We start from the raw sequence: 21,267 nt of genomic DNA, 5'->3' as shown, positions 1-21,267 counted from the left end.
GTGGGGTTGCGGTTCCATGGCAGCTCCCGGGGGCGACCGGGTGCGGCAACGCAGCCGCACCCGGTCTTCCATCTTGCCCGGTGGCGCTGCCGCCTGCCAGCGTCTGCAGCTGCACGTGGCGGATCAGCCGCCCATCCGCGCAAGCAGCTCGCCGGCAGGCATCGGGCGACCCAGCAGGTAACCCTGCAGCTGCAAGGGGCCGAGCTCCTGCAGCACGCGCAGGTCGTCTTCATGCTCGATCCCTTCGGCCACCACACCCAGCTCCAGCGCCTGGGCCATGCCGACCAGCGAACTCAGCAGGCGTCGGCGCTTGGGATCGTCAAGCACCCCGGTGACGAAGCTGCGATCGATCTTCAGCAGGTCGCAGGGCAACAGGTTGATGTGGCTGAGCGAGGAAAACCCGGTGCCGAAGTCGTCCAGCGCCACCTGGATGCCCAGCGCGCGGATCTGCTGCAGCGCTCCCACGCAGGCGGGCATGTCGACCACGTGCACGCGCTCGGTAAGCTCAAGGGTCAGGTTGCGACGCAACGGCATCGGCACGACCTGCTCGACGTGACCGGCCAGGCGGCCCGACATGATCCCGTGCGCGGTGAGATTCACGTGCAGCCGGAAGTCCTCGGGCAGGCATTCCGCCCAGGACGCGAGAACCTCACTGGCGGTTGCCACCACCCAGAGGTCGATGGCCTCCATCAGCGGCGAGGCCTCCACCGCGCCGAGGAAGGCCCCCGGCGGCAGCAGCCCCCGCACGGGATGCATCCAGCGCAACAACGCCTCGGCCCCGACCAGACGCTGCGCGTCACGGTCGAAGATGGGCTGGAAGTACAGCAACAGCTCGCCGTTGGCCAGCGCCCGTTCCACGTCACGCAGCACCGCCAGCGCCTCGCGCGCCTCGTTGCGCAATGCCGGGTCGGCGATCAGCACCCGCTCGCTGGACTCCGGCGAGACACGCATTGCCTCGCTCATCGCCAGCCGGAGCAGCTCGCTGGCACCCTCGCCGGCATCCGGCGACGGGCCGACCGCGATGGCCGCCGTGCAGTCGCTGGCGATATCGCCGGAACCGCGCGGATCGCTCGTCAGCACCTCCTCCACCGCGCGCAACAGCACGTGGTCGGGGAACACGTCCGGCAGCAGCCAGGCCACCGTGCCGTCGCCAACACGGGCGACGATATCGGTGGGCAAAGCGCTCGCCTGGATGCGATCGTTGAGCACGCGCAGCCTGGCACTGGCGTCGTCCTCCCCGGAACTGAGTGCGATGCTCCCGTGGTTGCGGCAGCTGATCGCGACGAGGGCGAAGCGGCGACCGCTGGCGAGCATCCGCTCGATGCGCTCGATCAGCGCATGCCGATTGGGAAGACGGGTGTCCGGATCGAAGTGGGTGAGAAACTCCAGCTCGATCTCGCGCAGGCGCCGCTTTTCCAGGATCGCCGTCACCCGCGCCCGCAGCATCGGGGTCTGGATCGGCTTGGTCAGGTAATCCTCGGCGCCCAGTTCGATGCAGCGCACGACGATCTCGCTCGTGTCGTGCGCGGACACCACGATCACCGGCATGTCGCCCATGTGCCCCTCGCGCCGGAGCACCTCCAGCATCTGGACGCCGTCCATGTCCGGCATGATCACGTCCAGCAGCACCAGATCCGGGCGCGACTCGCGGATCCGCTCCAGCGCGGAGGTGCCATCGTCCGCCTCGGCAATCTGGCGGAAGCCCAGCCGGTGCAGATACCGCACCAGCATGAAGCGATTGTTCTCGTTGTCGTCGACCACCAGCACGCGCGCGTCGGCGTTCATGCCTGCCCTCCCGGTGCGGATTCCACCGAAAACCACTGCGACAACACGTCGAGCAGACGCGGGAAGTCGATCGGCTTGGAGACGAAGGCGTCGGCACCCGCCCCCAGCGCCCTGGCGCGGTCCTGCTCGCGCACCGAGGCGGACACCACGATCACCGGCAAGGTCCGCGTGGCCGCATCGGTGCGCAAGCGGCGAAGCACCGCCAGCCCATCGATACCCGGCAGGTTGACGTCCAGCAGCACTGCAGCCGGGGGATTCCAGGCGGCCGCGACCAGTGCCTTCTCGCCATCCCCCACGTGCTGCACGCGGATCCCGTGCCGGCGCAGTCGATGGGTAAGCATGAACGCGTTGTTTTCATCGTCCTCGACATACAGCACGGTTTTCATTCCTGCGTCTCCATGCCCCCCGACGGGTTCTCCACGCGGTCCAGCAGTTCGCGCGCCCGACGAGCGATGCAGTCGAGACTGACCTCACCCTTGCTGACCAGCGTGACCGCGCGCTCGTTGAGCTTCTGAAGCAGGTGCGCCGGCACGTCGGCCGCCGTCACCAGCACCACCTGGACGCAGGCGAGCCCCGGACGCTCCTGCATCGCGGCGATCACCTCCAGCCCGTCCATGCCCGGCATCACCAGATCCAGCAGCACCAGGTCGGGCGGATCCTGCTCCATGGACGCCAGCGCCAGCGGCCCGTCACCCGCCATGCGCACGCGGCAGCCGGAGCGGCGCAGAACCATCGCCAGCTGCTCGCGGTAATGGTCGTCATCGTCGACCACCAGCACACTCGACTGCGGCCCGGGCAGGACGAAGCGCCGGACCAGCCGCACCAGCTGGTCGCGATCGACCGGCTTGGTCATGTGCTCCACCACGCCGAGCGCGGCGGTGCGGTGGTCGGGGTCGGTCACCGTGCAGAGGATCACCGGCAGATCGGCATACAGCGGATCGGCGCGCAGCGCGGCCAGCACGTCCCAGCCGCTCATGTCGCCGAGCAGAATGTCCAGCAGCATCACCGCAGGCTGTTCGTCACGCACACGCTGCAGCGCATCGACACCCGAGCAGGCCGTGACCACCCGCAGGCCGTGACGCTCCAGTGCGCCGGCGAGCAAACGGCGGGCGTCATGGTCGTCATCGGCCACCAGCACCACCGAATCCCGCGCCGGCTCGTCCGGGGCATTCGTCCCCGGATCGCGCGAGGGCGCCTCGAACGCACCGACCGGGATCGATACCGTGAAGGTGCTGCCGCGTCCCGGCTCGCTCTCCACGGCGATCCAGCCTCCCATCAGCTGAACCAGTTGCCGGCTGATCGCCAACCCCAGCCCGGAGCCGCCGAAGCGACGCGTGATCGACCCGTCGGCCTGCTCGAAGGGCGCGAAGATGCGCTCCATCTGCTCCGGGGTCATGCCGATGCCGGTATCGGTCACGGCGATGCGCAGGGTATCGACATCGCGCTCGAGCCGCAGACGGATCTCGCCATGCTGCGTGAACTTGATTGCATTGCCGAGCAGATTGATCAGCACCTGCCGCATGCGCACCGCATCGATCGCGACGACACCCGGGTCCTTCGCTACCGTCATCGAGAGCTTGTTGCCGTTGGCCACCGCCAGCGGCTGAAGGGTGCTCAGCACGCTCTCGGCCAGCGAGCTCACCAGGACCGGCTCCCGCACCAGCTCGACCCGCCCGGCGTCGATACGCGAGATGTCCAGGATGTCGTTGATCAGCGTGAGCAGGTGGCGCCCGGCACCGACCACCCGGTGCAGCGACTCGACCGTCAACGGGTCATCGCCCTCCTCTTCGGCCTGCTCGAGCAGCAGCTCGCCGATCCCGATGATGCTGTTCAGGGGCGTGCGCAACTCGTGGCTCATGTTGGCCAGGAAGGCAGCCTTGGCGGTGTTGGCCGCTTCGGCCTGGTCCTTGGCCATGCGCAACCATTGCTCCATGCGGATGCGCGAGGTGATGTCCAGCGACATCGCGCCCACCCCCACGACACGACCACGTTCGTCGGTCACCGGGAAGCGGGTGGTCAGCAGCGTGAAGCTTCCGCCGAGGTACTCGACCGGCTCCTCGTAGGTGGTCACCTCGCCGCTGTCGACCACCTCGCGATCGTGCTGGCCGATCAGCGCCGAGGTGGCCTCGGTGGCGACGGTATCGACGGTCTGTCCGATCAGCTGGTCCGGCGGCCGGCCGAGCAGTTCGCCGGCCGCGCCGTTGGCCCGCACGATCCGGCCTTGCAGGTCCTTCACCTTCATCGACAGTCGCGAATGGTCGAAGATGTCTTTCAGCAGGCGACTGTTGGCCGCCACCTCGGCCTCCACGCCGCTCAGGCGCACACGCAGATGCGACAGCCAGACCGCGAGCAGAAGCAGCACCGGCAACGTCAATGCGTAGCCGACCAGATGCGCGCGATCGCAGAGGATCGAAGCAAGCGTCGGATCAGGCGCCAGCGCGACGATGCGCAGGCCGACCGCCGAATCCTGCTGGACCCGATCGTCGCGGGCGGCAGCGAGCTGGTCGAAAGTCAGCAGGCCGAACGCGCCACGCCGCTGGCCCTCGCGCTGCGCCTTGACCACCGCCCAGACCCCGGGCAGATCCGTATCCAGCCCGGCGCGCCGGGCGCCCGGTATGGCGAACCGCCAGTCGCGGGCGGGATCGGGGCCGTGCAGCCAGTTGCCGTCGGCATCGGCCAGCCAGACGCTGCCGTGCGCCTGCCGCGCGTCGGCAACGAAGCGTCGCAACAGGCGACTGCCGTCGACGTTGATCACCACCATGCCCAGGCGCTGCCCGTCGTCGGAGAACACCGGCGTCCCGATGCGCAGGGTCGGTTCCTGCGGCTCGACGACACGCCCATGCTCGACGTTGAGGTCGAGCCTGGAGACATAGACCTGTCCGGCCTGCAGCTTCGCCACGGCCTGTACGTAGGGGCGCTGGCTCTTGTCCTGCAGACGCCCCAGAGGGGCGACCTCGACCCGCCCGTCATGGCTGTCCACGCGGATCACTTCACGGCCATCGGCGCCGATGAGGCGCATCTGGGCGTAATCGTTTCGCGCATCGACGAAGGCACGCAGCAGGCGCTCGGCCCGCGGGCGCATCGCCGGACCGGCGTCCTGCAGCGCCCGCTCGGCGACCACGGTCTGCGCCAGGGCGGTCGCGTCGCCGCGGACGCGGGAAAAATCGTCGTCGAGGGTACGCGCGATGAGGGCGACGATATTGCCGTTGTCGGCCTGCGCCTGCCGTCGCATCGCCCGCTGTTCGGAGCCCGCGATCACCAGGTTGATCGCCAGCGAGATCGCCACGAGCACCAGCAGCGTCGCCAGGAACGAACCACCTCGTCTTGCCGACGTACTCAGCTTCATCCATGCCCCCCGCATCCGCGTGGCGCCCACCTTTTCGTGGGTGCTGATTGGACCAGTATGGCACCAAGCCAGGCGCGCATTCAGCCCGGCCCCGCGGGCCCGATCGACCCAGGCCCGGACGCGAGCCGGCGGCAAGGCGGACCGCTGCGATGCACGAGGGGAGCTTCCCGCACGGCTCTCTCCGGCCGCTGCGCCGCAGCAACTCGATCGCCGTGCCTCCCAGGCGTGGGCCTGCACGGTGCGTGCCACACGTCACGACTTGGCCGCTCCGTGCCTCCTGGTGCGGATCGGTTCAGTTGGCCGGCGGTGCCACGGGTTAGCCTCGGGGGCCGGCATCGGCGCGTGCAGGGGGACGACGCAGGTGCACCGGGATCGGCCTGAAGTATGCGAGCCACCTCTCGCTACGGGCCCGATGCATGAGGAGACAAGCCATGAGCATCAAGACTGCACGCCTCGCACTCGTTCCGCTTTGCCTGATGGGAATCGCGCTGGGCGGATGTTCCAACTACGTGAAGAAAGCGGATTTCGACGCGGCGATCAGCGAGCTTCGCGCCAACGACCAGAAGCAGCAGCAGGAGATCGACGCGCTCACCCAGGACATGCAGCAGCGCTTCGCCAAGTACGACGCGCAGATCACCGCGATGCAGGGCCGGATCAACGTCGACACCGCTGCGCACTTCGCCTTCGGCGACGCCACCCTGCGCGACCAGGACAAGCCGCTGCTCGACGATTTCGCCAAGGTCATCACCCAGCACCATCCCGATGCGGTGATCACGGTCGAAGGCTTCACCGACCCGGCCGGCTCGGCCGCCTTCAACAAGCGCCTGGGCATGAAGCGCGCCGACTCGGTCCGCGATTACCTGGTGAACACCGGTGGTCTGTCCGCCGACAAGGTGCGGGCGGTCAGTTACGGCGAGTCCAGCAACCGCCAGGTGGAGAAAGGCCAGATCCGCGACGCCGGCGCCAACAACCGCCGCGTGACGCTGGTGGTCGACTTCGCCGGCAACAGCAGCGCACCGACCTCCTGATCCACCCCGATGTCGCCGCCCGGGATCGCCCGCGATCCCGCGACGGCCACCGGGCAAGGCGCCTTTGCAGGCGCCTTTTTCATGCCCGGGCAAGCGACCGCGGAGGTCCTGGCCTCAGCGGCAGCGCCGGAGCTGGGCGCCGTACTCGCGGGCACGCCGATCCACCTCGTCCGCGGTCGCGAGCAGGTGGCGATCGCGCTTCCAATGGCCCGAGCGGTATCCGCCGATGCCCTCGTGGTAGGCGATGTAGAGGTGCTTCGGATCCCACTTGGAGATCCCCAGCTCGCGGTGGATGCGGTCGGTGTACCAGCCGAGGAAATCCAGCGCGTCCTCCATGTCGGTGCGGCTCTTGAACCAGCCACCGTTCTCCTTGCGGTACTCCTTCCACACCGGGTCCTGCGCCTGCGCGTAGCCGTACGCGCTCGAGCGTCGCGGCAACGGAATGAACAGGAACCACGGCCGGTCGGGCCGCGCCTTCTGGCGAAAGCCGGACTCGCGCTGCACGAACGCCATCAGCACGTTCGCCGGCGTGCCCCAGCGCTTCTGCGCATCGCGCGCGTCGTGGTACCAGCCGGGATATTCGTCGAATACCTGGCAGAGGTTGCCGGTGTTGCGCGGCGGTGCGGTCGCGCAGCCACCGAGGGTAAGCAGGGCCATGAGAGACAGGGCGAGACGGAATCGTCGCCGGGCGACGGCAGGGTATCGTGGGTCCATGCCATCAGGTTAACCGGCACGGACGACGGCGACACCCCGGGGCCGGGTCCGAGGAATGCGGACTACCGCACCGCCGGCTCCATGCGGCGTGACCCATGCCGTGTGGCGTAGCCATCATCCAGCGTGTGCAGGAAGGCGATGAGGTCATCGATGTCCTGCCCGCTCAACGGCGGCGGATCGCCGATGTGGCGATCGAACGGCGCGTCGGCGGTGTCGATGTTGCCGCGATACGCCGCAGGCAGATCGTCGTCGATCGCCACCCGGCCATCCGCGCCGCGCGGATAGATCTTCCGCGGCGCCACCGCGCGCAGGTTGTAGAACTCCAGCACCTGCCTGAGCGTGCGGTAGACGCCGTTGTGGAAGAACACCCGGCGGCGATCCACATTGCGCAGGGTCGGCGTGAGGAACATCCCGCAGTACTGGGTCTGCCTGGCGAGGTCTTTGCGGAAAGGCCCGCACAGGCCCATGTCGAAGAAACGCGGGTCGCGGTTCGCCGGGATCGCCGGGTTGCGCGGCACTCCGAGCGCCTCGTACTGGGTGTCGGTGAACAGCGGCGGCAGCCCGTCGCGGGTCGGGCGGCTCAGGTGGCAGGCGGCGCAGTTGCCCTTGCGCGGATCGTTGAACACGGCGAGTCCGCGCCGCTCCGCCGGCGAGAGCCGCGCCCGGCCTTCGAGCCAGGCGTCGTACTTGCTGGTGAACGGATGGAAGGAAGGATCCTCGAGCTCGAAGCGGCCGATGGCGAACATCGCCTCGTCAACCAGCTGCGCCGGGTCGTCGACGATCCCCGGACCGAACAATTGCGCGAAGGTGGCGCGATACCGGCTTTGTGCCAGCTTCCTCGCCACCGAGGCCACGTCGCGGTTGGCCATCTCCACCGGGTTGAGCATGGGGATGATCGCCTGGCGCTGCAGCGAGTCGGCGCGACCGTCCCAGAACAGCCCGCCCTGCGGCACCATCGCCGGGGCAGCCGGCCGCGTTCCGGCCGACTTGCTCGCACGCGGATCGCTGCGGACCGAAGCGGCCAGCACGTCGAGATTGGCCGGCACGTCGTTGTCGACCGTATCCGGACCGATGCCGAAGGGCTGCTGGCGGTACAGGTAGGCCAGCGAGGGCGGCGGACGGAAGCCGAGCTGATTCATGTGCACACCGCCCGGCTGCACGACGCGCCCATTGGGCGGGTTGTAGCCGAACGCCGGGCTGTGACAGGAGGCGCACGACTGGCGGCCCGAGCCGCTCAGCATCGGGTCGAAGAACAGCGCCTTGCCCAGCCGTGCAACTGCGCTCAGCGGCGCTGTCGGCGGCAGGCGCAGCGCCACCGGGTGCGGATTGATGCCGTCGGCAGCCGAACCGGCACGGGCGGTGCGTTGCACCAGCAGGCCGGCACCGAGCAGGCCGAGCAGACTCAGCAGCCCCGGCAGCAACGCGGACACACCGCGCCGCCGCGCCGGAGAGCTGGAATACATCGAGTGAGCCTTGGTCATGTCCCTGTCCAACCAGTGCGCGGATCGCGCTCCGCGCTGGACCAGCCCGGACCACCCGGCATCGCCGGGAGGTCCGGGGAACATCTCACCCCTGCCGGGAGCATCCACCGGCAATACAGGGCGTCACGAGTGCCACGGATGCGGCGTCGGCACCACCGTGCCCTGGTCCGGATCCAGGATCAGCCGCGGCGCCGGATCGAAGCGGTGGCCGAAGTCGAACAGGCTCATGATGCTGCCCGCGCTGGCGTCGTTCGAACCCTGGCCGATGCGTTCGCCATGCAGCCAGTTGTCCTCGATGAAGCGCACCACCGAGGACTGCGTCAGGCGCGCGTCGCTGACATAGTTCTCCCGCGCGTACGGCGAGATCAGCAGGAACGGAATGCGCGTACCCGGGCCGCAACGGCCGTTGACGCGGCCGCCATTGACGCCGATGCCCTGGCTCGCGCCCGGCGCATTGCACACGCCCGGCCCGTTGACCTGGTCGGCACCGGTCACCGAGCCCTCCGGCGTGACGCCATCGAACGAAGCGGTGGTCGGCGCGGCATAGCGATGGTCGTACCAGCCATCGGAGTCGTCGTAGGTGATGACGATGGCGGTGCTTCTCCAGTCCGGCTGCTGCATCAGGAAGTTCACCACCTTGACGATGTACTGCTGCTCGTCGAGCGGATCGGAGTTGCCCGGGTGGGCGTCGCCGACCGCCGGCATCTTCAGGTAGCTCACCGACGGGTAATTGCCCGCCGACACCGCCGCGAAGAAATCGTTGAGGTCGTATTCGTGGTGCACCGGCGTGTCGGTGGCGTCCTTCGGATCGGCGTGGCCGATCAGCGACACCGAGGTCGGCCGCGCGTGGGTCGGATTGGACGTGGAGGCGTAGTACTGGAACCAGTTGTGGTGGGGGATGTAGTCGTTCTTGGTCGCCGCCAGCACGCTCGAGTAGGTGCTGCGCCTGCAGCCGGTGGAACCGTTGTCGTTCACCGCGGTGAGGTCGAAACCGCCCATGAAGCCGCCCCAGGTGAGGTGGTGTGCGCTGAGCAGGTCGCCGATGTTCCTCGAACTCATCATCAGCGTGTTGCTGGTCGACGAGCACACGTCGTAGGCCGGGTCGGTGTCGCCGACCAGGCTGAGGCCACCGAGGCCGTCGGGGATCGTGGCGCCCTTGCCGAGCACGACCTGCGCGCCGTTGTTGGTGCCCGACACCACCGCGATCGCCCCCGGCGTCGACGGACCGTAGGTGTCGGTGTAGGCGTTGTCGTCCATCGCGTAGTGCTGGGCGTAGTTCCACAGCGCGGTGACGGTGTTGCCGTCGTAGTAGCCCATCACCAGGCCGTGCGTGCCGAACGTGCCGGTACTGGAAACGGTGTTGTTGCCGGTGTGCAGCGGAAAGAGGTCGGCCTTGCCGTTGTCGTAGGCCAGCTGCTCGGGCGTGTAGCTGTGGTTCTGGCCTTCGGTGTTGGCCTGGGTGCGATCGAGGCGGAACGGGTTGACCGCGTTTTCGCCGTTGAGCGGGTTGAGCTTGTTCGGGTTCTGCGTCAGCAGCGCGCCGGACAGGCCGTCCACCCGGGGCGTCCACCGGCGCGCCCTGAATGCCGGCTCGCCGGCCGGATTGGCAGCCACCGGATAGGTGCCGAAGTAGTGATCGAACGAACGGTTCTCGCCGAAGATCACCACCAGGTGCTTGATCGGCGTGGCGGTCGGAACCTCGTCCTGCGGCGAGTGACGACCATGTCCCGGCCAGCGATGACCCGGATGGCCGAAGCCGTCATGGTCGGGGCCCGGATGGGCAGATGCCGCGAATGCCAGCCCCATGAGGGCCATCGACGCCGGCAACAGCGCCTTGCGGAGGATGCGAAGACTGAGCACGAGAAGACTCCTGAAAAGAAGACGGCAGCGCAGGCCCGCCAACGGGCCCGGTCGTTGGATTCCCCCTTCGTGCCGGTGGCGATGGACCTGCGCGCCGCCAGCGGCCACGGCGTCGATTCAAGCAGCCGGATGTGAACCTTCCGGGACAAACCGGCCGCCGATTCGCCTGCAAGAAAATGCGATCCGTCCGAAGCCGTCGGCGCGCTGAGGCAACTCCGGCACGAGCACCGAAAGCGGATCCGCCACGCGGCGGCAGCATCGATATCGATGGGCCGTGATGCGCCCACCGCGCCTTGCGACAAACGCTTGTCCGTCCAGGCGTCAGTGGCGGCACCAAACGCAGGGCAGAACGCGACCGGGCGACGCCGGACGCGTTGGCCGTCCGTGCCGCCGGAGACGGATCGGCCTCAGGCGCGGCGATCGAGTCGGTAAACGACCGTATCCAGCGCGGTCACACCCTCGGCGAGGAAGCCAGGCTGGTCGGCAAGGATGTCCCGTCGGGCCAGCGAGATCACCTGCCAATCGTGGCGCAGGCGCTGACGTACTTCAGCCTCGGGCACCGAAAACGGCGGGCCGTCCTTCTCCGCCTGCGGATATTCCAGCGTGACCAGCAAGCCGCGGCAGCCAGCCGGAAGCCGCGCGTAGAGCCCCCTCGCGTAACGCTCGCGCAGCGACGGCGGCAGCGCGATCATCGCGGCCCGGTCGTACACCGCAGCGCAGCCGGCAAGCACTTCGTCATCGAGGCCGAACGCATCGCCGCAGATCAGCTCCACCCTGTCGGCGCGGTAGTGGCGGCCGTAGCGCGACTCACTCACCTGCGGCACCAGCGCGTGCTCGTCGAAGAACTGCTGCACCGCCAGCGACGACAGCTCCACGCCAAGCACCTCGTGCCCCTGCGCGGCCAGCCACGCCAGATCCAGCGACTTGCCCGCAAGCGGCACGAACACCTGGCTGCCCGCTGGCAGATCCAGCCCTGGCCAGTACTCGCGCAGCCAGGGCGTCACCGCGTCCTGATGAAAGCCGATGCGGCCCTCGCGCCAGCGCTGCAGCCAGAATTCGTGATCCACGCGATCGTCCCCGGTATCCGCGCCGCTCGCCTGCGACGCCAGCGCGGATCCTGCCATGCGGTGCACCGCGGACCAAAGCGCCAACCCGTGGCAGGCGCGTCGCGGCGTGCACGGAAACTTGCCGCGTCCCTGCACGGTCCCAACGACGCCCACCCGCCATGGAAGACGGATGTCCCCACCACGACCCACGGTTGCCTCAGCGGCCTCTCGCCGAAAAGTGATCGCGCGTGCACTGGCGCGCGCCGTGCCGCTGGCGCTCACCCTGGCCCTGCACCTGGCCGCGTGGCTGGTACTGACCGTGCCCGTGGCGCCGGATCGACACGAACGCCCGCGCAGCCGGCGGATGGACGATGCGCTCCGCCTGCGCTGGATTACCCGCGCCCCCGCCAGGACATCTGCCCCGGCGAAAGTCATCCATGACCTGCTCCACACGTCCCCGCCGTACGCCGCCAGGCGCCGGCATCGCCGGGCGCGCTCCGCCGTGCGCCTGGAAGCGCCGACGCCGCGGATGCCAACACGCGCCACGCCGCCGCTGATCACCTCGCTCCCGGCGGCATCGGCGGAGCCGGACTACATCCCCGGTGGACGCCGGTTGCAAGCCGCCTCGCCGTCCCTGCCCCGTCTGCCCGGACAGGCATCCGTGCCGGGCGCGCCGGTATTCCGCATGACCGATCCCCGCTCGCAGGGGTTGGGCGGCCTGGCCAGGGCGATCGCCGGACTCACCGGCGGAGCCGACCCGAAGTGCCTGCAGCTCGCGCAATGGCGCGACCTGTCCAGGCGCGAGCGCGCCACGCTGGGCATCACCGACGACGATATGGACCGGGTCGAACGGGAGCACGGCTGTCGCCCCTCGGCCAGTCGCGGCGGTCCCGGCAGCAACCCGCTGCTGGTCCCGCCCGGCGGACGCTGAGTCCGTACTGCGATGAACCCGCGGCCGGGAGTCCCACATCCTGCGAACACCACGCCGCAGACGATCACATCGACTTGAGGCAATTCACCATCCAGTGCTTGCCGAAGCGGTCGGTGAGCGCACCGAAACGGTGGGCCCAGAACGTTTCCTCCAGCGGCATCGTCACATCGCCACCGGCAGCCAGCGCATGGAAGATGCGCTCGGCCTCTTCCGGCGTGTCCGGCATGACGTTGACCGTGGTGCTGCCGGCCTCGTGCGGCGACGGACCGTCGGCCCCCATGATCAGCGCGCTGCCGACCTCCACCTGCGAGTGCATGACCTTGTCGCGATCGGGCTCGGACATCTGCTCGCCCATCGGCGACTGGCCGTAGGTGAAGCGCTGGGTGACCTTGCCGCCGAGCGCCTCGGCGTAGAAATCCATCGCTTCGCGCGCGGTACCGGGAAAGTTGAGATAAGCGACCAGTTGCATGGGCAGGCTCCCTGGGTGGGTGAATTCCGGGAGCGCACCAGCGCTCCCTCACTCTCCCGACGTGCCAGCACGTCGCACATCGACACCCGCGTGCAATCGCTTGCTGTCCGCGCCGCTCAACACTCCCGCGCCCAGGCCAGCGCATCCTCCCCCGCCGGCAGGCGCATCGGCGAGTCGGGATCGGTGGCGGCGCACCACACCGCCTCGGCCACGTCGGCGGCATGGGTGACCGGACCCGAGGCATCGCGCATGCCTGCCAGCACCTGCTGCACCATGCCGGCGTAGGCGTCATGGTCCAGGCCTTCACGACGCGCGTTGTCGCCGAAGCGGGTTTCCGGCGAACGGCCCGGCAGCACCAGATGCACGCGGATGCCGAACGGCGCCAGTTCCACCGCCATCGACTCGGTGAAGGCGTTCACCGCCGCCTTGCTCGCGGTGTACATCGCCACCAGCGGCAGCGCCTTCAGCGTGACGCTGGAAGTGACATTGACGATCACGCCCGCCTGGCGCGCCCGGAACTGCGGCAACACCGCCTGGGTCAGCGCCATCGTGCCGAGGGTGTTGGTCTCGAACAGTTCGCGCGCCAGTGCCGGCGAGGTCAGTTCGAAGGGTGCCGCGGCACCGAAGCCGGCGTTGTTTACCAGCACGTCGACCGGCCCGACCGCCTTCACCGCGCGGTCGATGCTGGCCGGGTCGGTGACATCCAGCGGCATCACGCGCAGGCGGTCGGAGACCGGCAGCAGATCCTCGCGCGGCGTGCGCATGGTGGCCGCGACCTGCCAGCCACGGTCGAGGAAAGTGCGTGCAATGGCCAGGCCGAAGCCCGACGAACAGCCAGTGATCAGGACGGTCTTCATGGAGGCTCCTTGGGAACGGGGAAAGAGGCAGGAGCGTCACGATAGGTGGCCAAGGCCGTACTATCTACGACCATAAGTCCACATTTGTTTTCCAGGAGTCCGGCATGACCGATCCCCTCGCCGAGGTGGTCTCGCTGCTGCAACCCGCCGCCCGGTTCGCCAAGACCGTGGCCGGCGCCGGCCAGTGGCACGTGCAGCGTTCCGACACCGGGCAGCCGTTCTACTGTCTGGTTCTGGAAGGCGGTTGCCGCGTCGCGGTGGACGAGCACTCACCGATCGTTCTCGAGCCCGGCGACTTCCTGTTGGTGCCGGCGGTCTGGGGCATGACGATGTCCAGCCTCCAGCCGCCGCCGGCCGGCACCCGCAGCGTGCCGGTGGCCCAGGCCGAAGGCGTGTACCGCATCGGCAGCGAAGACGGCCCGACCGATCTGCGCATGCTGGTCGGCCACTGCAGTTTCGACTCGCCCGACGCCGCCCTGCTGGTATCGCTGCTGCCGCAACTGGTGCACGTGCGCGGCGAGCGCCGGCTCGCGCTGCTGACGAAACTGGTGGGTGAGGAATCGCGCGCGCAGCGGCCGGCGCGCGAGGTGGTGCTGGCCCGCCTGCTGGAGGTGTTGCTGATCGAGGCGCTGCGCTCCACCGCCGGCACGGATGCCTCCCCCGGACTGGTGCGCGGACTGGCCGACGAGCGCGTGGCGATGGCGATCCGCGCCATGCATGCGCAACCCACCCGCCGCTGGACCGTGGCGGAGCTGGCGAAGCAGGCCGCACTGTCGCGCTCGGCCTTCTTCGAGCGCTTCGCCCGCACCGTCGGCGTGGCGCCGATGGCCTACCTGCTCGGCTGGCGCATGGCGCTGGCCAAGCAGCTGCTGCGTCGTCGCGAAAACAACGTCGCCGAGGTCGCCGAGCGCGTCGGCTACAGCTCGGCCAGCACCTTCAGCATCGCCTTCAGCCGCCACGTCGGCATCACGCCCTCGCACTACGCGCGCGAGCCATCGCACGCCGCATCGCACCGCACGGAATGAGCGATGCCGGCACAGCGCCTCAGCCGTGCGGCACCACGGCGCGAAGATCGCCCAGCCAACGCTTGAGCCGCCTCGCCCAGCTGCCGACCGGATCCGGCTGCCAGACAAAGGTGGCCACGCTCTGCGCGGGCATGGTGTAGCGGAAACCGACGTCGCCCTCGTCCACCTTCACCGCATAGGCCTCGGTGCGGCTGTTGACCATGACCATGACGATCGTGCCGTCGTCCGGAATCACGAACGCCACGTTGACCACGTCCTTGTCCGGCTCGCTCGAGCCCACCCGCACCGCGCCCGGCGGCACGAAGCGGCTGAAATGGGCGAACGCGTAGTACTCGTCATTGCGGATCACCGCACCGGTCTGCGAGTCGATGGTGACCACGCCCTTGCACAGGTCGCAGCCACCGGCGTGCGGACCGTGGTTCTCGTCCAGCGCCAGGTTCCAGTAGATGACGCCGCGCGCCCAGTTGCGGATGCCGGCCAGCAGCAGGTCGCGCGCGAACCACAGCAGCTCGCCGTGCTTCGCCGATGCCCAGTCGCCGCCCGAACATTCGGTGATGTAGGCGTCCTTGTCCGGGTGCGCGCGATGCACGTCGGTCTGTACCGAGGGCGTACCGGCGTAGCAGTGCCACGCCACGCCGGACACGTAGGGTGCGGCCAGCGGATCGGCCAGCACGTCCAGCGGCTGGGCCGGCGCGTCCCAGTTGTGGTCCCACGCCAGGATGCGCACCCGACGTCTGCGCGCGGCCAGTGCCGGGCCGAGGTACTGCCCGATCAGGCTGGCCCGCGTTGCCGCCGGCATCAGCATCCCGGGATAGGTCCCCGGCTCGTAACCCGGCTCGTTCTGCACGGTGAGCGCGAAGATCGGGATGCCGTAGCCGCGAAAGGTGTCGACGTACTTCACCAGATAGTCGGCATAGGCGCTCTCGTACTCCGGCAGCAGCTCGCCGCCGATCAGCTTGCCGCTGGTCTTCATCCACGCCGGCGGGCTCCACGGCGAAGCGACGATCCGCAGTTGCGGGTTGATCGCCAGCGCCTCGCGCACGGTCGGGATCAGATCGTGCAGATTGGTGCCGACGTTGAAATGCGCCAGCTCCGGATCGACCTGCCCGGCCGGCATGTCGTCGAGGGTGTAGGGCGTGGGCGAGAAATCCGAGGCCCCGATGGTCAGGCGCGTCATGGCCATGTTCAGCCCCGGCGGCGGACCGAACATCTCGCGCAGCAGGGCCGCACGCTGCTCGCCGTCCATCCGGTTCTGGATCAGCCACGCCGACGCATCGGTGATGGCGGCGCCGAAGCCGGTCATGGTCTGGTAGGTGGCGTGCGGGTCGACCACCACGTCGCCCGGCTGCGCCGTGCCCGGGATCATCTCGATATCCGGCTGGCGGGCCAGCAGCTCACGGCGATCGGCCGTGCTCAGCCACACCTGCACGGTGGGCAGGATCGCCTCGTCGGCGGTGCGGGTCACGGGCGTGGCGGCCTGGGCTACCGGCTCCTGACGCGTCGCATGCAGACCGGCCAACGCAACGCCGGTGATCAGCGCGAAGCCCACCACCGGCAGCCAGCCGGGAATGCCCCGATGCTCATCCATGGCGCACGCACGATCCGTCGGAGACGGCGCAGTTCACTCGTGGATTTCCTCGCTGGCACAGTACTGGCAATCGAAGAGTGCAGCGAAAGCGCGCCGGCGTCGACTGGCCCTCGCGCACACCGTGACGGAACCGGCATCGGTATCGCCGCAGGCGTCGCGGAAAGTCGCAAGGGCGCGCCGGGACACCCGCTTTGCGGGGCGGCGCGGGCGCAGGCGCGCGCGATCCACCGGGAGACCGGGCAGCCGGCGACAACGCGGTCTGGCTCGCATTTCGCTGCCGGCGGCTGAGGCATGCTCTGCAGCAGCCGCCTGCCGCAGCGTCGACCCGCTGCATGGCGGCAGCACACGGACCGTCGATTCCACCGGCATGGAGCTCGCCACCATGAAACGTTTCATCCCCCTGCTTGGCTTCCCGCTGGCGCTGGCCCTCGGTGCCTGCCAGGCGCACCCGCTGCCGTCCTCCGGCACCCCTGCGCCGGGATCCTCCGCCCCGGCCCACGATTCCGCACCGACGAACGTGGCCCAGGGTGCGCTGCGCCCCGGCATGGCCTACGGCAGCTTTCGCAAGCAGATGCTCGACCACGGCTGGCGCCCGCTGCCGGACGCGAAGTGCCTGGCCAACGTGGTCGGCGGCAACGCACAAAAACTGTGTTCGTCCCATCCGGAACTGGCCAGCTGCCGCGCCTGTACCGAGATACCCGAGCTCAGCGCCTGCAGCGGCGACGGCCATTGCCAGATGCAGTTCCGGCAAGGCGACGCAGATGACGTGATGCGTGCCAACACCTTCGGCCCGCTGCGCGACTGGAACGCGCCTGCCGACCAGTCGCAGCTGCGCATCACCAGCTGGCAGGTCGAACCGGCACCGGCCGGCACGTCCGGGGCGGCGCCGCACTGACGCATGCCCGAACCCGTGCCGACGATCACCGCACCGGAGATCATCGGCACCTCCAGACATCCGCTCACTCGATCCAGGGAAGGACCCCCATGAGCCAGCAACCCCTTCGTGACCTCATCCACCGCGGCGAATCGCAGGCCCGCGGCTATGACGACTACAACGGCGGCACCTACATCGGCCACGACGGCCAGCCGCACATCCGCGGCTCCAGCCGTGCCATCGACTTTTCCAGCATGACGCTCGGCGAAGTGCAGGCGCGCCAGCATCGCGGCGAGATCTTCGCGGTGGGCCTGTACCAGATCATCCCGGACACCATGGACAGCGCGGTGGCCAGCCTGGGCCTGGATCCGAACCAGCGCTTCACGCCCGAACTGCAGGACCGGATCTTTGCCGAGTACCTGGTGACCGATAAACGCCCCGAGGTGCGCGACTACGTCACCGGCCAACCGCACGCCACGCTGCACGCGGCCGAGGTGGCGATGGCACTGGAGTGGGCCAGCTTCGGCGACCCCGACCGCGGTGGTGCCAGCCACTACGGCGGTGCCAACAGCGCCAGCATCGGCGTGCACGAGACCGCGCGGGCGCTGGAACAGATGCGCGAGGACTATCGCGCCGGCCTCGCCCGCGGCCTGTCCCCGGACGCCGCGTTCCGCGCAGTGGCGATCGGCGATGCGCCACTGCAGACGCCCCACCGCGGCCGTGTCGCCGACGGGGCGGGCCTGCTGCAGCCGGGCGACCACGGCGAGCACGTGCGCGATCTCCAGCATGCGCTGGCGGGACAGGGCTACACCGGCACCGGTGGCCGGCCGCTGGCGATCGACGGCGTCTTCGGGCCAGCCACGCGGACCGCCGTCGAAGCCTTCCAGCGCGACCATCACCTCACCGTCGACGGGATCGCCGGACCGCAGACCCAGTCCGCGCTGGAGCGGGCCATCCGGGCATCGCCACGGCCCACGGTCAGCGCCGGCCAGGCTGCGCAAGGCGGAGCCGCCGAGCCGGGCGACCCGCTGTACCGGCAGGCACTCGCCGGCGTGCAGAAGATCGATGCCGACATGGGACGGCGCTCGGACCAGCTCAGCCGCAACCTGGCCGCCGCGCTCGCCGCCGAAGCGAAGACACAGGGGCTGACCCGCATCGACGCGGTAGCAATCAGCGAGGACGGTTCACGCACCTTCGCCGTGCAGAACGATCACGGCGTTCGGCGCTACGCGGACGTACCTACCGCCCAGGCCGTGCACACGCCGATGGCGCAGAGCACGGCGAAACTGTCCGAGGCGACCGCTGCGCCGACACCGTCCCTGCCGACACAGACCATGCCTCAGCAGCGCGACATCCCGGCCGCGGACACGCCACACATCGCCTGACGCCGGCCGGTGTCTTCCGCTGCATGCGGGCCGCGCACGCCGACCGGTCCGGAACCGGGCGCTACATCTGCTCCATCGGCAGCACCCGCCGACGGGCGCGCTCGCGCAGCGAGCATTCGCGCAGGGTGTCGGCCAGCGCTTCCAGGCCGGGGATACCGTAGAGGTCGACCACCGGCATCTCGTCGTCGGACGAATGCAGGGTGACCCGGCACAGGCCGAGCAGGCGCATGCCCAGCGGCTTGAGGATGTCGAAGTGGTCGATGCGGAACAGCTCGACGTTGTCCTGCGCCTTGGACAACAACCCGCGCTCCACGCGCACCCGCTGGGTGGTGATGGTGAAGGTCAGGCTCAGGCTGCGCAGCCAGTACACCAGCCACGCCAGGCCCAGCGTGCATGCCACCAGCACGTACTGGCCGAAGGTGTAGATCACCTTTGGATGACCGGTGAACAACGTCTGCTCCACGCTGGGCGCATGCGCCGCCTCGTACGCCTCGATGTCGGTGCCGCAATAGCGGCATTTGCGTGCCGCCGCCTGGATCAGCTCGGCACAGGCCGGGCAACGCTTCATCTCGTCGGTCATGGGTGGGTTCCAGGGATGCGGTTCGGGCGGTGGTGCATGTTAGCTCCGCCCGGACCACGCCAAGGGCCGGCGACGGCGGATCGCTCAACTCCTGAGCTTGTACCCGGTGCGGAAGATCCAGCCGATCGCCAGCAGGCAGGCGACCAGGAAGCCGGCGATCGCCGCCAGGCTGATGCCGACGCTGACGTCGGCCAGGTCGTAGAAGCTCCAGCGGAAGCCGCTCACCAGGTACACCACCGGGTTGAGCAGGGTGATCTTCTGCCACAGCGGCGGCAGCATGTGGATGGAGTAGAAGCTGCCGCCGAGGAAGGTCAGCGGGGTGATCACCAGCAGCGGGATCACCTGCAGCTTCTCGAAGTTGTCCGCCCAGATGCCGATGATGAAGCCGAACAGGCTGAAGGTGATCGCGGTCAGCAGCAGGAAGCTGGTCATCAGCAGCGGATGGGCGATGTGGTAGTCCACGAACAATCGCGCGGTGGCCAGGATGATCACGCCCACGATCACCGACTTGGTCGCCGCCGCCCCGACGTAGCCGCAGACGATCTCCACGAACGAGATCGGCGCGGAGTGGATCTCGTAGATGGTGCCGGTGAACTTGGGAAAGTAGATGCCGAACGAGGCGTTGGACACGCTCTGGGTCAGCAGCGAGAGCATGATCAGCCCGGGAATGATGAAGGCGCCGTAGGGAACCCCGTCCACCGAGGTGATGCGCGAGCCGATGGCCGAGCCGAACACCACGAAGTACAGCGAGGTGGACAGCACCGGCGAGGCGATCGACTGCATCAGCGTGCGGCGGGTGCGGGACATCTCGAAACGGTAGATGGCGCGGATCGCGTGCCAGTTCATCAGCGGCTCCTCACCAGGTCGACGAAGATCTCTTCCAGCGTGTTCTGCTTGGTGCTCAGATCGCGGAAGCGGATGCCCGCACCGGAGAGCTCGCCGAGCAGGGTGGTGATGCCGGTGCGTTCGGCCTGGGTGTCGTAGGTGTAGGTGAGCTCGGTGCCGTCGGCGGACAGCGCGAGGTGGTAGTCCGACAGCGACGTGGGAATGGTGGCCAACGGCTGGTGCAGCTGCAGCGTCAGCGCCTTCTTCCCCAGCTTGTGCATCAGCGTGGCGGTTTCCTCCACCAGGATCAGCTCGCCCTTGTTGATCACCCCCACGCGGTCGGCCATCTCCTCGGCCTCCTCGATGTAGTGCGTGGTGAGGATGATGGTGACGCCGTTGTCGCGCAGGCGCCGCACCAGGTTCCACATGTCGCGGCGCAGCTCCACGTCGACGCCGGCGGTGGGCTCGTCCAGGAACAGCACACGCGGCTCGTGCGACAGCGCCTTGGCGATCATCACGCGCCGCTTCATGCCGCCGGAAAGAGTGAGGATCCGGTTGTTGCGCTTGTCCCACAGCGACAGGTCCTTGAGCACCTGTTCAATGTGCTCGGGCTTGGGCGGCAGGCCGAACAGGCCGCGGCTGAAGCTCACCGTGTTCCACACCGTCTCGAACGCATCGGTGGTCAGCTCCTGCGGAACCAGGCCGATGCGCGAACGGGTGGCGCGGAAATCGCGCACCACGTCCTGGCCGTCCACAGAGATCGAGCCGCTGCCGGGATTGACGATGCCGCAGACGATGCTGATCAGCGTGGTCTTGCCCGCCCCGTTGGGGCCGAGCAGGGCGAAGATTTCGCCGCGGCGGATTTCCAGATCGATCGGCTTGAGTGCCCGGAAGCCGGAAGCGTAGGTCTTGTCCAGACCCTTGATGACGATGATCGGATCGGTGCCCGCGGGCACTTCGGGCGACAGCCGGGTCATCGGCGGATACCCCGCCGAGTTGCGCAGTGCATGCTCATGGCGTTCCTGCTGGGAAGGGGGATGGCGGCACCGAGGCGGCCGCGCCGCCCTGCATGCTAACGCGATGCGATGCGTCGGTGCAGCCGCACGCCGTTCATGCCAGCGGCTTGCAGCCCCGGGGAGGGGCGCGCACCATCAACGGACCGAACAGCATGGGGTGATCGCACCATGGCCACCATCCGCAGATTCGATCGCTACACCGAGCTTGGCCCCTACGTCGCATGGGTCCGCCAGCTCAACGAAGGGGAGTACACGGTCTCCGTCCAGGTCTGCGAGCATCGTATCGAGCACGATGACGACGACACCTTCGACACCGAAGACCAGGCGCTCGGCGCGGCCGAAGGCCTGGCTCGCCGCCTCCAGCAGCAGACGGGCACCACGACCGCATCCCCGCCTTGAAAGGGCGGCGCATGCCTCACGCCCGTCGCCCGGCTCGCAGCCGGGGCGCCGGGAGCCG

Annotated in this window: 19 protein-coding genes; 6 read left to right on the top strand and 13 right to left on the bottom strand. The window is 68.8% G+C overall.

Annotation, left to right across the window (positions count from 1 at the left end):
- Positions 1 to 123: 123 nt before the first annotated feature.
- Genes C693_RS0101540 through C693_RS22445 form a run of 3 tightly spaced genes read right to left on the bottom strand, consistent with a single transcriptional unit; the run spans position 124 to position 5,131 of the window.
- Entirely contained in the window at positions 124 to 1,785 is a 1,662-nt protein-coding gene (locus C693_RS0101540; RefSeq protein ID WP_017460485.1) for a putative bifunctional diguanylate cyclase/phosphodiesterase, read from the bottom strand.
- Positions 1,782 to 2,171, bottom strand: a complete 390-nt coding sequence (locus tag C693_RS20835; protein WP_017460484.1) for a response regulator — start codon at positions 2,169 to 2,171, stop codon at positions 1,782 to 1,784. Before C693_RS20835 ends, C693_RS0101540 begins: the two co-directional genes overlap by 4 nt.
- On the bottom strand, positions 2,168 to 5,131 hold the full coding sequence (locus tag C693_RS22445) for a response regulator (protein ID WP_017460483.1): 2,964 nt from the start codon (positions 5,129 to 5,131) through the stop codon (positions 2,168 to 2,170). Before C693_RS22445 ends, C693_RS20835 begins: the two co-directional genes overlap by 4 nt.
- Before the next feature lie 431 nt (positions 5,132 to 5,562).
- On the opposite strand from C693_RS22445, the gene C693_RS0101525 reads away from it, so the two are divergent.
- Entirely contained in the window at positions 5,563 to 6,159 is a 597-nt protein-coding gene (locus tag C693_RS0101525; RefSeq protein ID WP_017460482.1) for an OmpA family protein, read from the top strand.
- A 114-nt stretch (positions 6,160 to 6,273) separates the two neighbouring features.
- Here C693_RS0101525 and C693_RS0101520 read toward each other — a convergent pair whose 3' ends face one another.
- The 4 genes from C693_RS0101520 to C693_RS0101505 form a co-directional block, all read right to left on the bottom strand.
- Positions 6,274 to 6,816: a hypothetical protein gene (locus C693_RS0101520; protein ID WP_017460481.1), complete on the bottom strand. Its 543-nt coding sequence runs from the start codon at positions 6,814 to 6,816 to the stop codon at positions 6,274 to 6,276.
- A 119-nt stretch (positions 6,817 to 6,935) separates the two neighbouring features.
- Positions 6,936 to 8,354, bottom strand: coding sequence for a cytochrome-c peroxidase (locus tag C693_RS0101515; RefSeq protein ID WP_017460480.1), 1,419 nt, complete (start codon positions 8,352 to 8,354; stop codon positions 6,936 to 6,938).
- Between the two features lie 123 nt (positions 8,355 to 8,477).
- The gene (locus tag C693_RS0101510; protein ID WP_017460479.1) at positions 8,478 to 10,214 is read right to left on the bottom strand and encodes a phospholipase C; all 1,737 of its coding nucleotides are present in this window, start codon (positions 10,212 to 10,214) and stop codon (positions 8,478 to 8,480) included.
- Positions 10,215 to 10,621: 407 nt separating this feature from the next.
- Positions 10,622 to 11,281 carry a thiopurine S-methyltransferase gene (locus tag C693_RS0101505; protein ID WP_026107099.1) on the bottom strand — a complete coding sequence of 220 codons (660 nt, stop codon included), beginning with the start codon at positions 11,279 to 11,281 and terminating at the stop codon, positions 10,622 to 10,624.
- 217 nt (positions 11,282 to 11,498) lie between these two features.
- Here C693_RS0101505 and C693_RS0101500 point away from each other — a divergent pair, with 217 nt between their 5' ends.
- Entirely contained in the window at positions 11,499 to 12,191 is a 693-nt protein-coding gene (locus C693_RS0101500; protein ID WP_017460477.1) for a hypothetical protein, read from the top strand.
- A gap of 64 nt (positions 12,192 to 12,255) precedes the next feature.
- Here C693_RS0101500 and C693_RS0101495 read toward each other — a convergent pair whose 3' ends face one another.
- Both C693_RS0101495 and C693_RS0101490 read right to left on the bottom strand, forming a co-directional pair.
- Positions 12,256 to 12,660 carry a VOC family protein gene (locus tag C693_RS0101495; protein WP_017460476.1) on the bottom strand — a complete coding sequence of 135 codons (405 nt, stop codon included), beginning with the start codon at positions 12,658 to 12,660 and terminating at the stop codon, positions 12,256 to 12,258.
- 116 nt (positions 12,661 to 12,776) lie between these two features.
- A complete protein-coding gene (locus C693_RS0101490; protein ID WP_017460475.1) occupies positions 12,777 to 13,517 on the bottom strand; it encodes an SDR family oxidoreductase in 741 nt (246 codons plus the stop codon).
- 104 nt (positions 13,518 to 13,621) lie between these two features.
- Here C693_RS0101490 and C693_RS0101485 point away from each other — a divergent pair, with 104 nt between their 5' ends.
- Entirely contained in the window at positions 13,622 to 14,542 is a 921-nt protein-coding gene (locus C693_RS0101485) for an AraC family transcriptional regulator (protein WP_017460474.1), read from the top strand.
- Between the two features lie 19 nt (positions 14,543 to 14,561).
- On the opposite strand, the gene C693_RS0101480 is transcribed toward C693_RS0101485, so the two are convergent.
- Positions 14,562 to 16,130, bottom strand: a complete 1,569-nt coding sequence (locus C693_RS0101480; protein ID WP_017460473.1) for a glycoside hydrolase family 30 protein — start codon at positions 16,128 to 16,130, stop codon at positions 14,562 to 14,564.
- Between the two features lie 382 nt (positions 16,131 to 16,512).
- Here C693_RS0101480 and C693_RS0101475 point away from each other — a divergent pair, with 382 nt between their 5' ends.
- Positions 16,513 to 17,025 carry a hypothetical protein gene (locus tag C693_RS0101475; RefSeq protein WP_157798531.1) on the top strand — a complete coding sequence of 171 codons (513 nt, stop codon included), beginning with the start codon at positions 16,513 to 16,515 and terminating at the stop codon, positions 17,023 to 17,025.
- 89 nt (positions 17,026 to 17,114) lie between these two features.
- Positions 17,115 to 18,389, top strand: coding sequence for a peptidoglycan-binding domain-containing protein (locus C693_RS22440; protein ID WP_017460471.1), 1,275 nt, complete (start codon positions 17,115 to 17,117; stop codon positions 18,387 to 18,389).
- A 61-nt stretch (positions 18,390 to 18,450) separates the two neighbouring features.
- Here C693_RS22440 and C693_RS0101465 read toward each other — a convergent pair whose 3' ends face one another.
- From C693_RS0101465 to C693_RS0101455, 3 genes are all read right to left on the bottom strand, one after another.
- On the bottom strand, positions 18,451 to 18,969 hold the full coding sequence (locus tag C693_RS0101465) for a PH domain-containing protein (RefSeq protein WP_017460470.1): 519 nt from the start codon (positions 18,967 to 18,969) through the stop codon (positions 18,451 to 18,453).
- An 84-nt stretch (positions 18,970 to 19,053) separates the two neighbouring features.
- Positions 19,054 to 19,815, bottom strand: a complete 762-nt coding sequence (locus C693_RS0101460; protein WP_017460469.1) for an ABC transporter permease — start codon at positions 19,813 to 19,815, stop codon at positions 19,054 to 19,056.
- Positions 19,815 to 20,771, bottom strand: coding sequence for an ABC transporter ATP-binding protein (locus C693_RS0101455; RefSeq protein WP_017460468.1), 957 nt, complete (start codon positions 20,769 to 20,771; stop codon positions 19,815 to 19,817). The genes C693_RS0101460 and C693_RS0101455 overlap by 1 nt, the downstream gene beginning before the upstream one ends.
- Before the next feature lie 207 nt (positions 20,772 to 20,978).
- On the opposite strand from C693_RS0101455, the gene C693_RS0101450 reads away from it, so the two are divergent.
- Positions 20,979 to 21,209: a hypothetical protein gene (locus C693_RS0101450; RefSeq protein ID WP_017460467.1), complete on the top strand. Its 231-nt coding sequence runs from the start codon at positions 20,979 to 20,981 to the stop codon at positions 21,207 to 21,209.
- Positions 21,210 to 21,267 lie beyond the last annotated feature (58 nt).

Source organism: Dyella ginsengisoli LA-4 (assembly GCF_000334915.1).
GTDB lineage: Bacteria > Pseudomonadota > Gammaproteobacteria > Xanthomonadales > Rhodanobacteraceae > Dyella_A > Dyella_A ginsengisoli_A.
Note: the sequence above shows the minus strand (reverse complement) of the source record. Positions and strands in the feature narration are given on the sequence as shown.

Coding starts and splice junctions, on each gene's coding strand:
- C693_RS0101540 (WP_017460485.1), bottom strand. CDS start 1,785: ATGAACGCCGACGCGCGCGTGCTGGTGGTCGACGACAACGAGAACAAT.
- C693_RS20835 (WP_017460484.1), bottom strand. CDS start 2,171: ATGAAAACCGTGCTGTATGTCGAGGACGATGAAAACAACGCGTTCATG.
- C693_RS22445 (WP_017460483.1), bottom strand. CDS start 5,131: ATGAAGCTGAGTACGTCGGCAAGACGAGGTGGTTCGTTCCTGGCGACG.
- C693_RS0101525 (WP_017460482.1), top strand. CDS start 5,563: ATGAGCATCAAGACTGCACGCCTCGCACTCGTTCCGCTTTGCCTGATG.
- C693_RS0101520 (WP_017460481.1), bottom strand. CDS start 6,816: ATGGCCCTGCTTACCCTCGGTGGCTGCGCGACCGCACCGCCGCGCAAC.
- C693_RS0101515 (WP_017460480.1), bottom strand. CDS start 8,354: ATGACCAAGGCTCACTCGATGTATTCCAGCTCTCCGGCGCGGCGGCGC.
- C693_RS0101495 (WP_017460476.1), bottom strand. CDS start 12,660: ATGCAACTGGTCGCTTATCTCAACTTTCCCGGTACCGCGCGCGAAGCG.
- C693_RS0101490 (WP_017460475.1), bottom strand. CDS start 13,517: ATGAAGACCGTCCTGATCACTGGCTGTTCGTCGGGCTTCGGCCTGGCC.
- C693_RS0101485 (WP_017460474.1), top strand. CDS start 13,622: ATGACCGATCCCCTCGCCGAGGTGGTCTCGCTGCTGCAACCCGCCGCC.
- C693_RS0101480 (WP_017460473.1), bottom strand. CDS start 16,130: ATGGATGAGCATCGGGGCATTCCCGGCTGGCTGCCGGTGGTGGGCTTC.
- C693_RS0101475 (WP_157798531.1), top strand. CDS start 16,513: ATGAAACGTTTCATCCCCCTGCTTGGCTTCCCGCTGGCGCTGGCCCTC.
- C693_RS22440 (WP_017460471.1), top strand. CDS start 17,115: ATGAGCCAGCAACCCCTTCGTGACCTCATCCACCGCGGCGAATCGCAG.
- C693_RS0101465 (WP_017460470.1), bottom strand. CDS start 18,969: ATGACCGACGAGATGAAGCGTTGCCCGGCCTGTGCCGAGCTGATCCAG.
- C693_RS0101460 (WP_017460469.1), bottom strand. CDS start 19,815: ATGAACTGGCACGCGATCCGCGCCATCTACCGTTTCGAGATGTCCCGC.
- C693_RS0101455 (WP_017460468.1), bottom strand. CDS start 20,771: ATGACCCGGCTGTCGCCCGAAGTGCCCGCGGGCACCGATCCGATCATC.
- C693_RS0101450 (WP_017460467.1), top strand. CDS start 20,979: ATGGCCACCATCCGCAGATTCGATCGCTACACCGAGCTTGGCCCCTAC.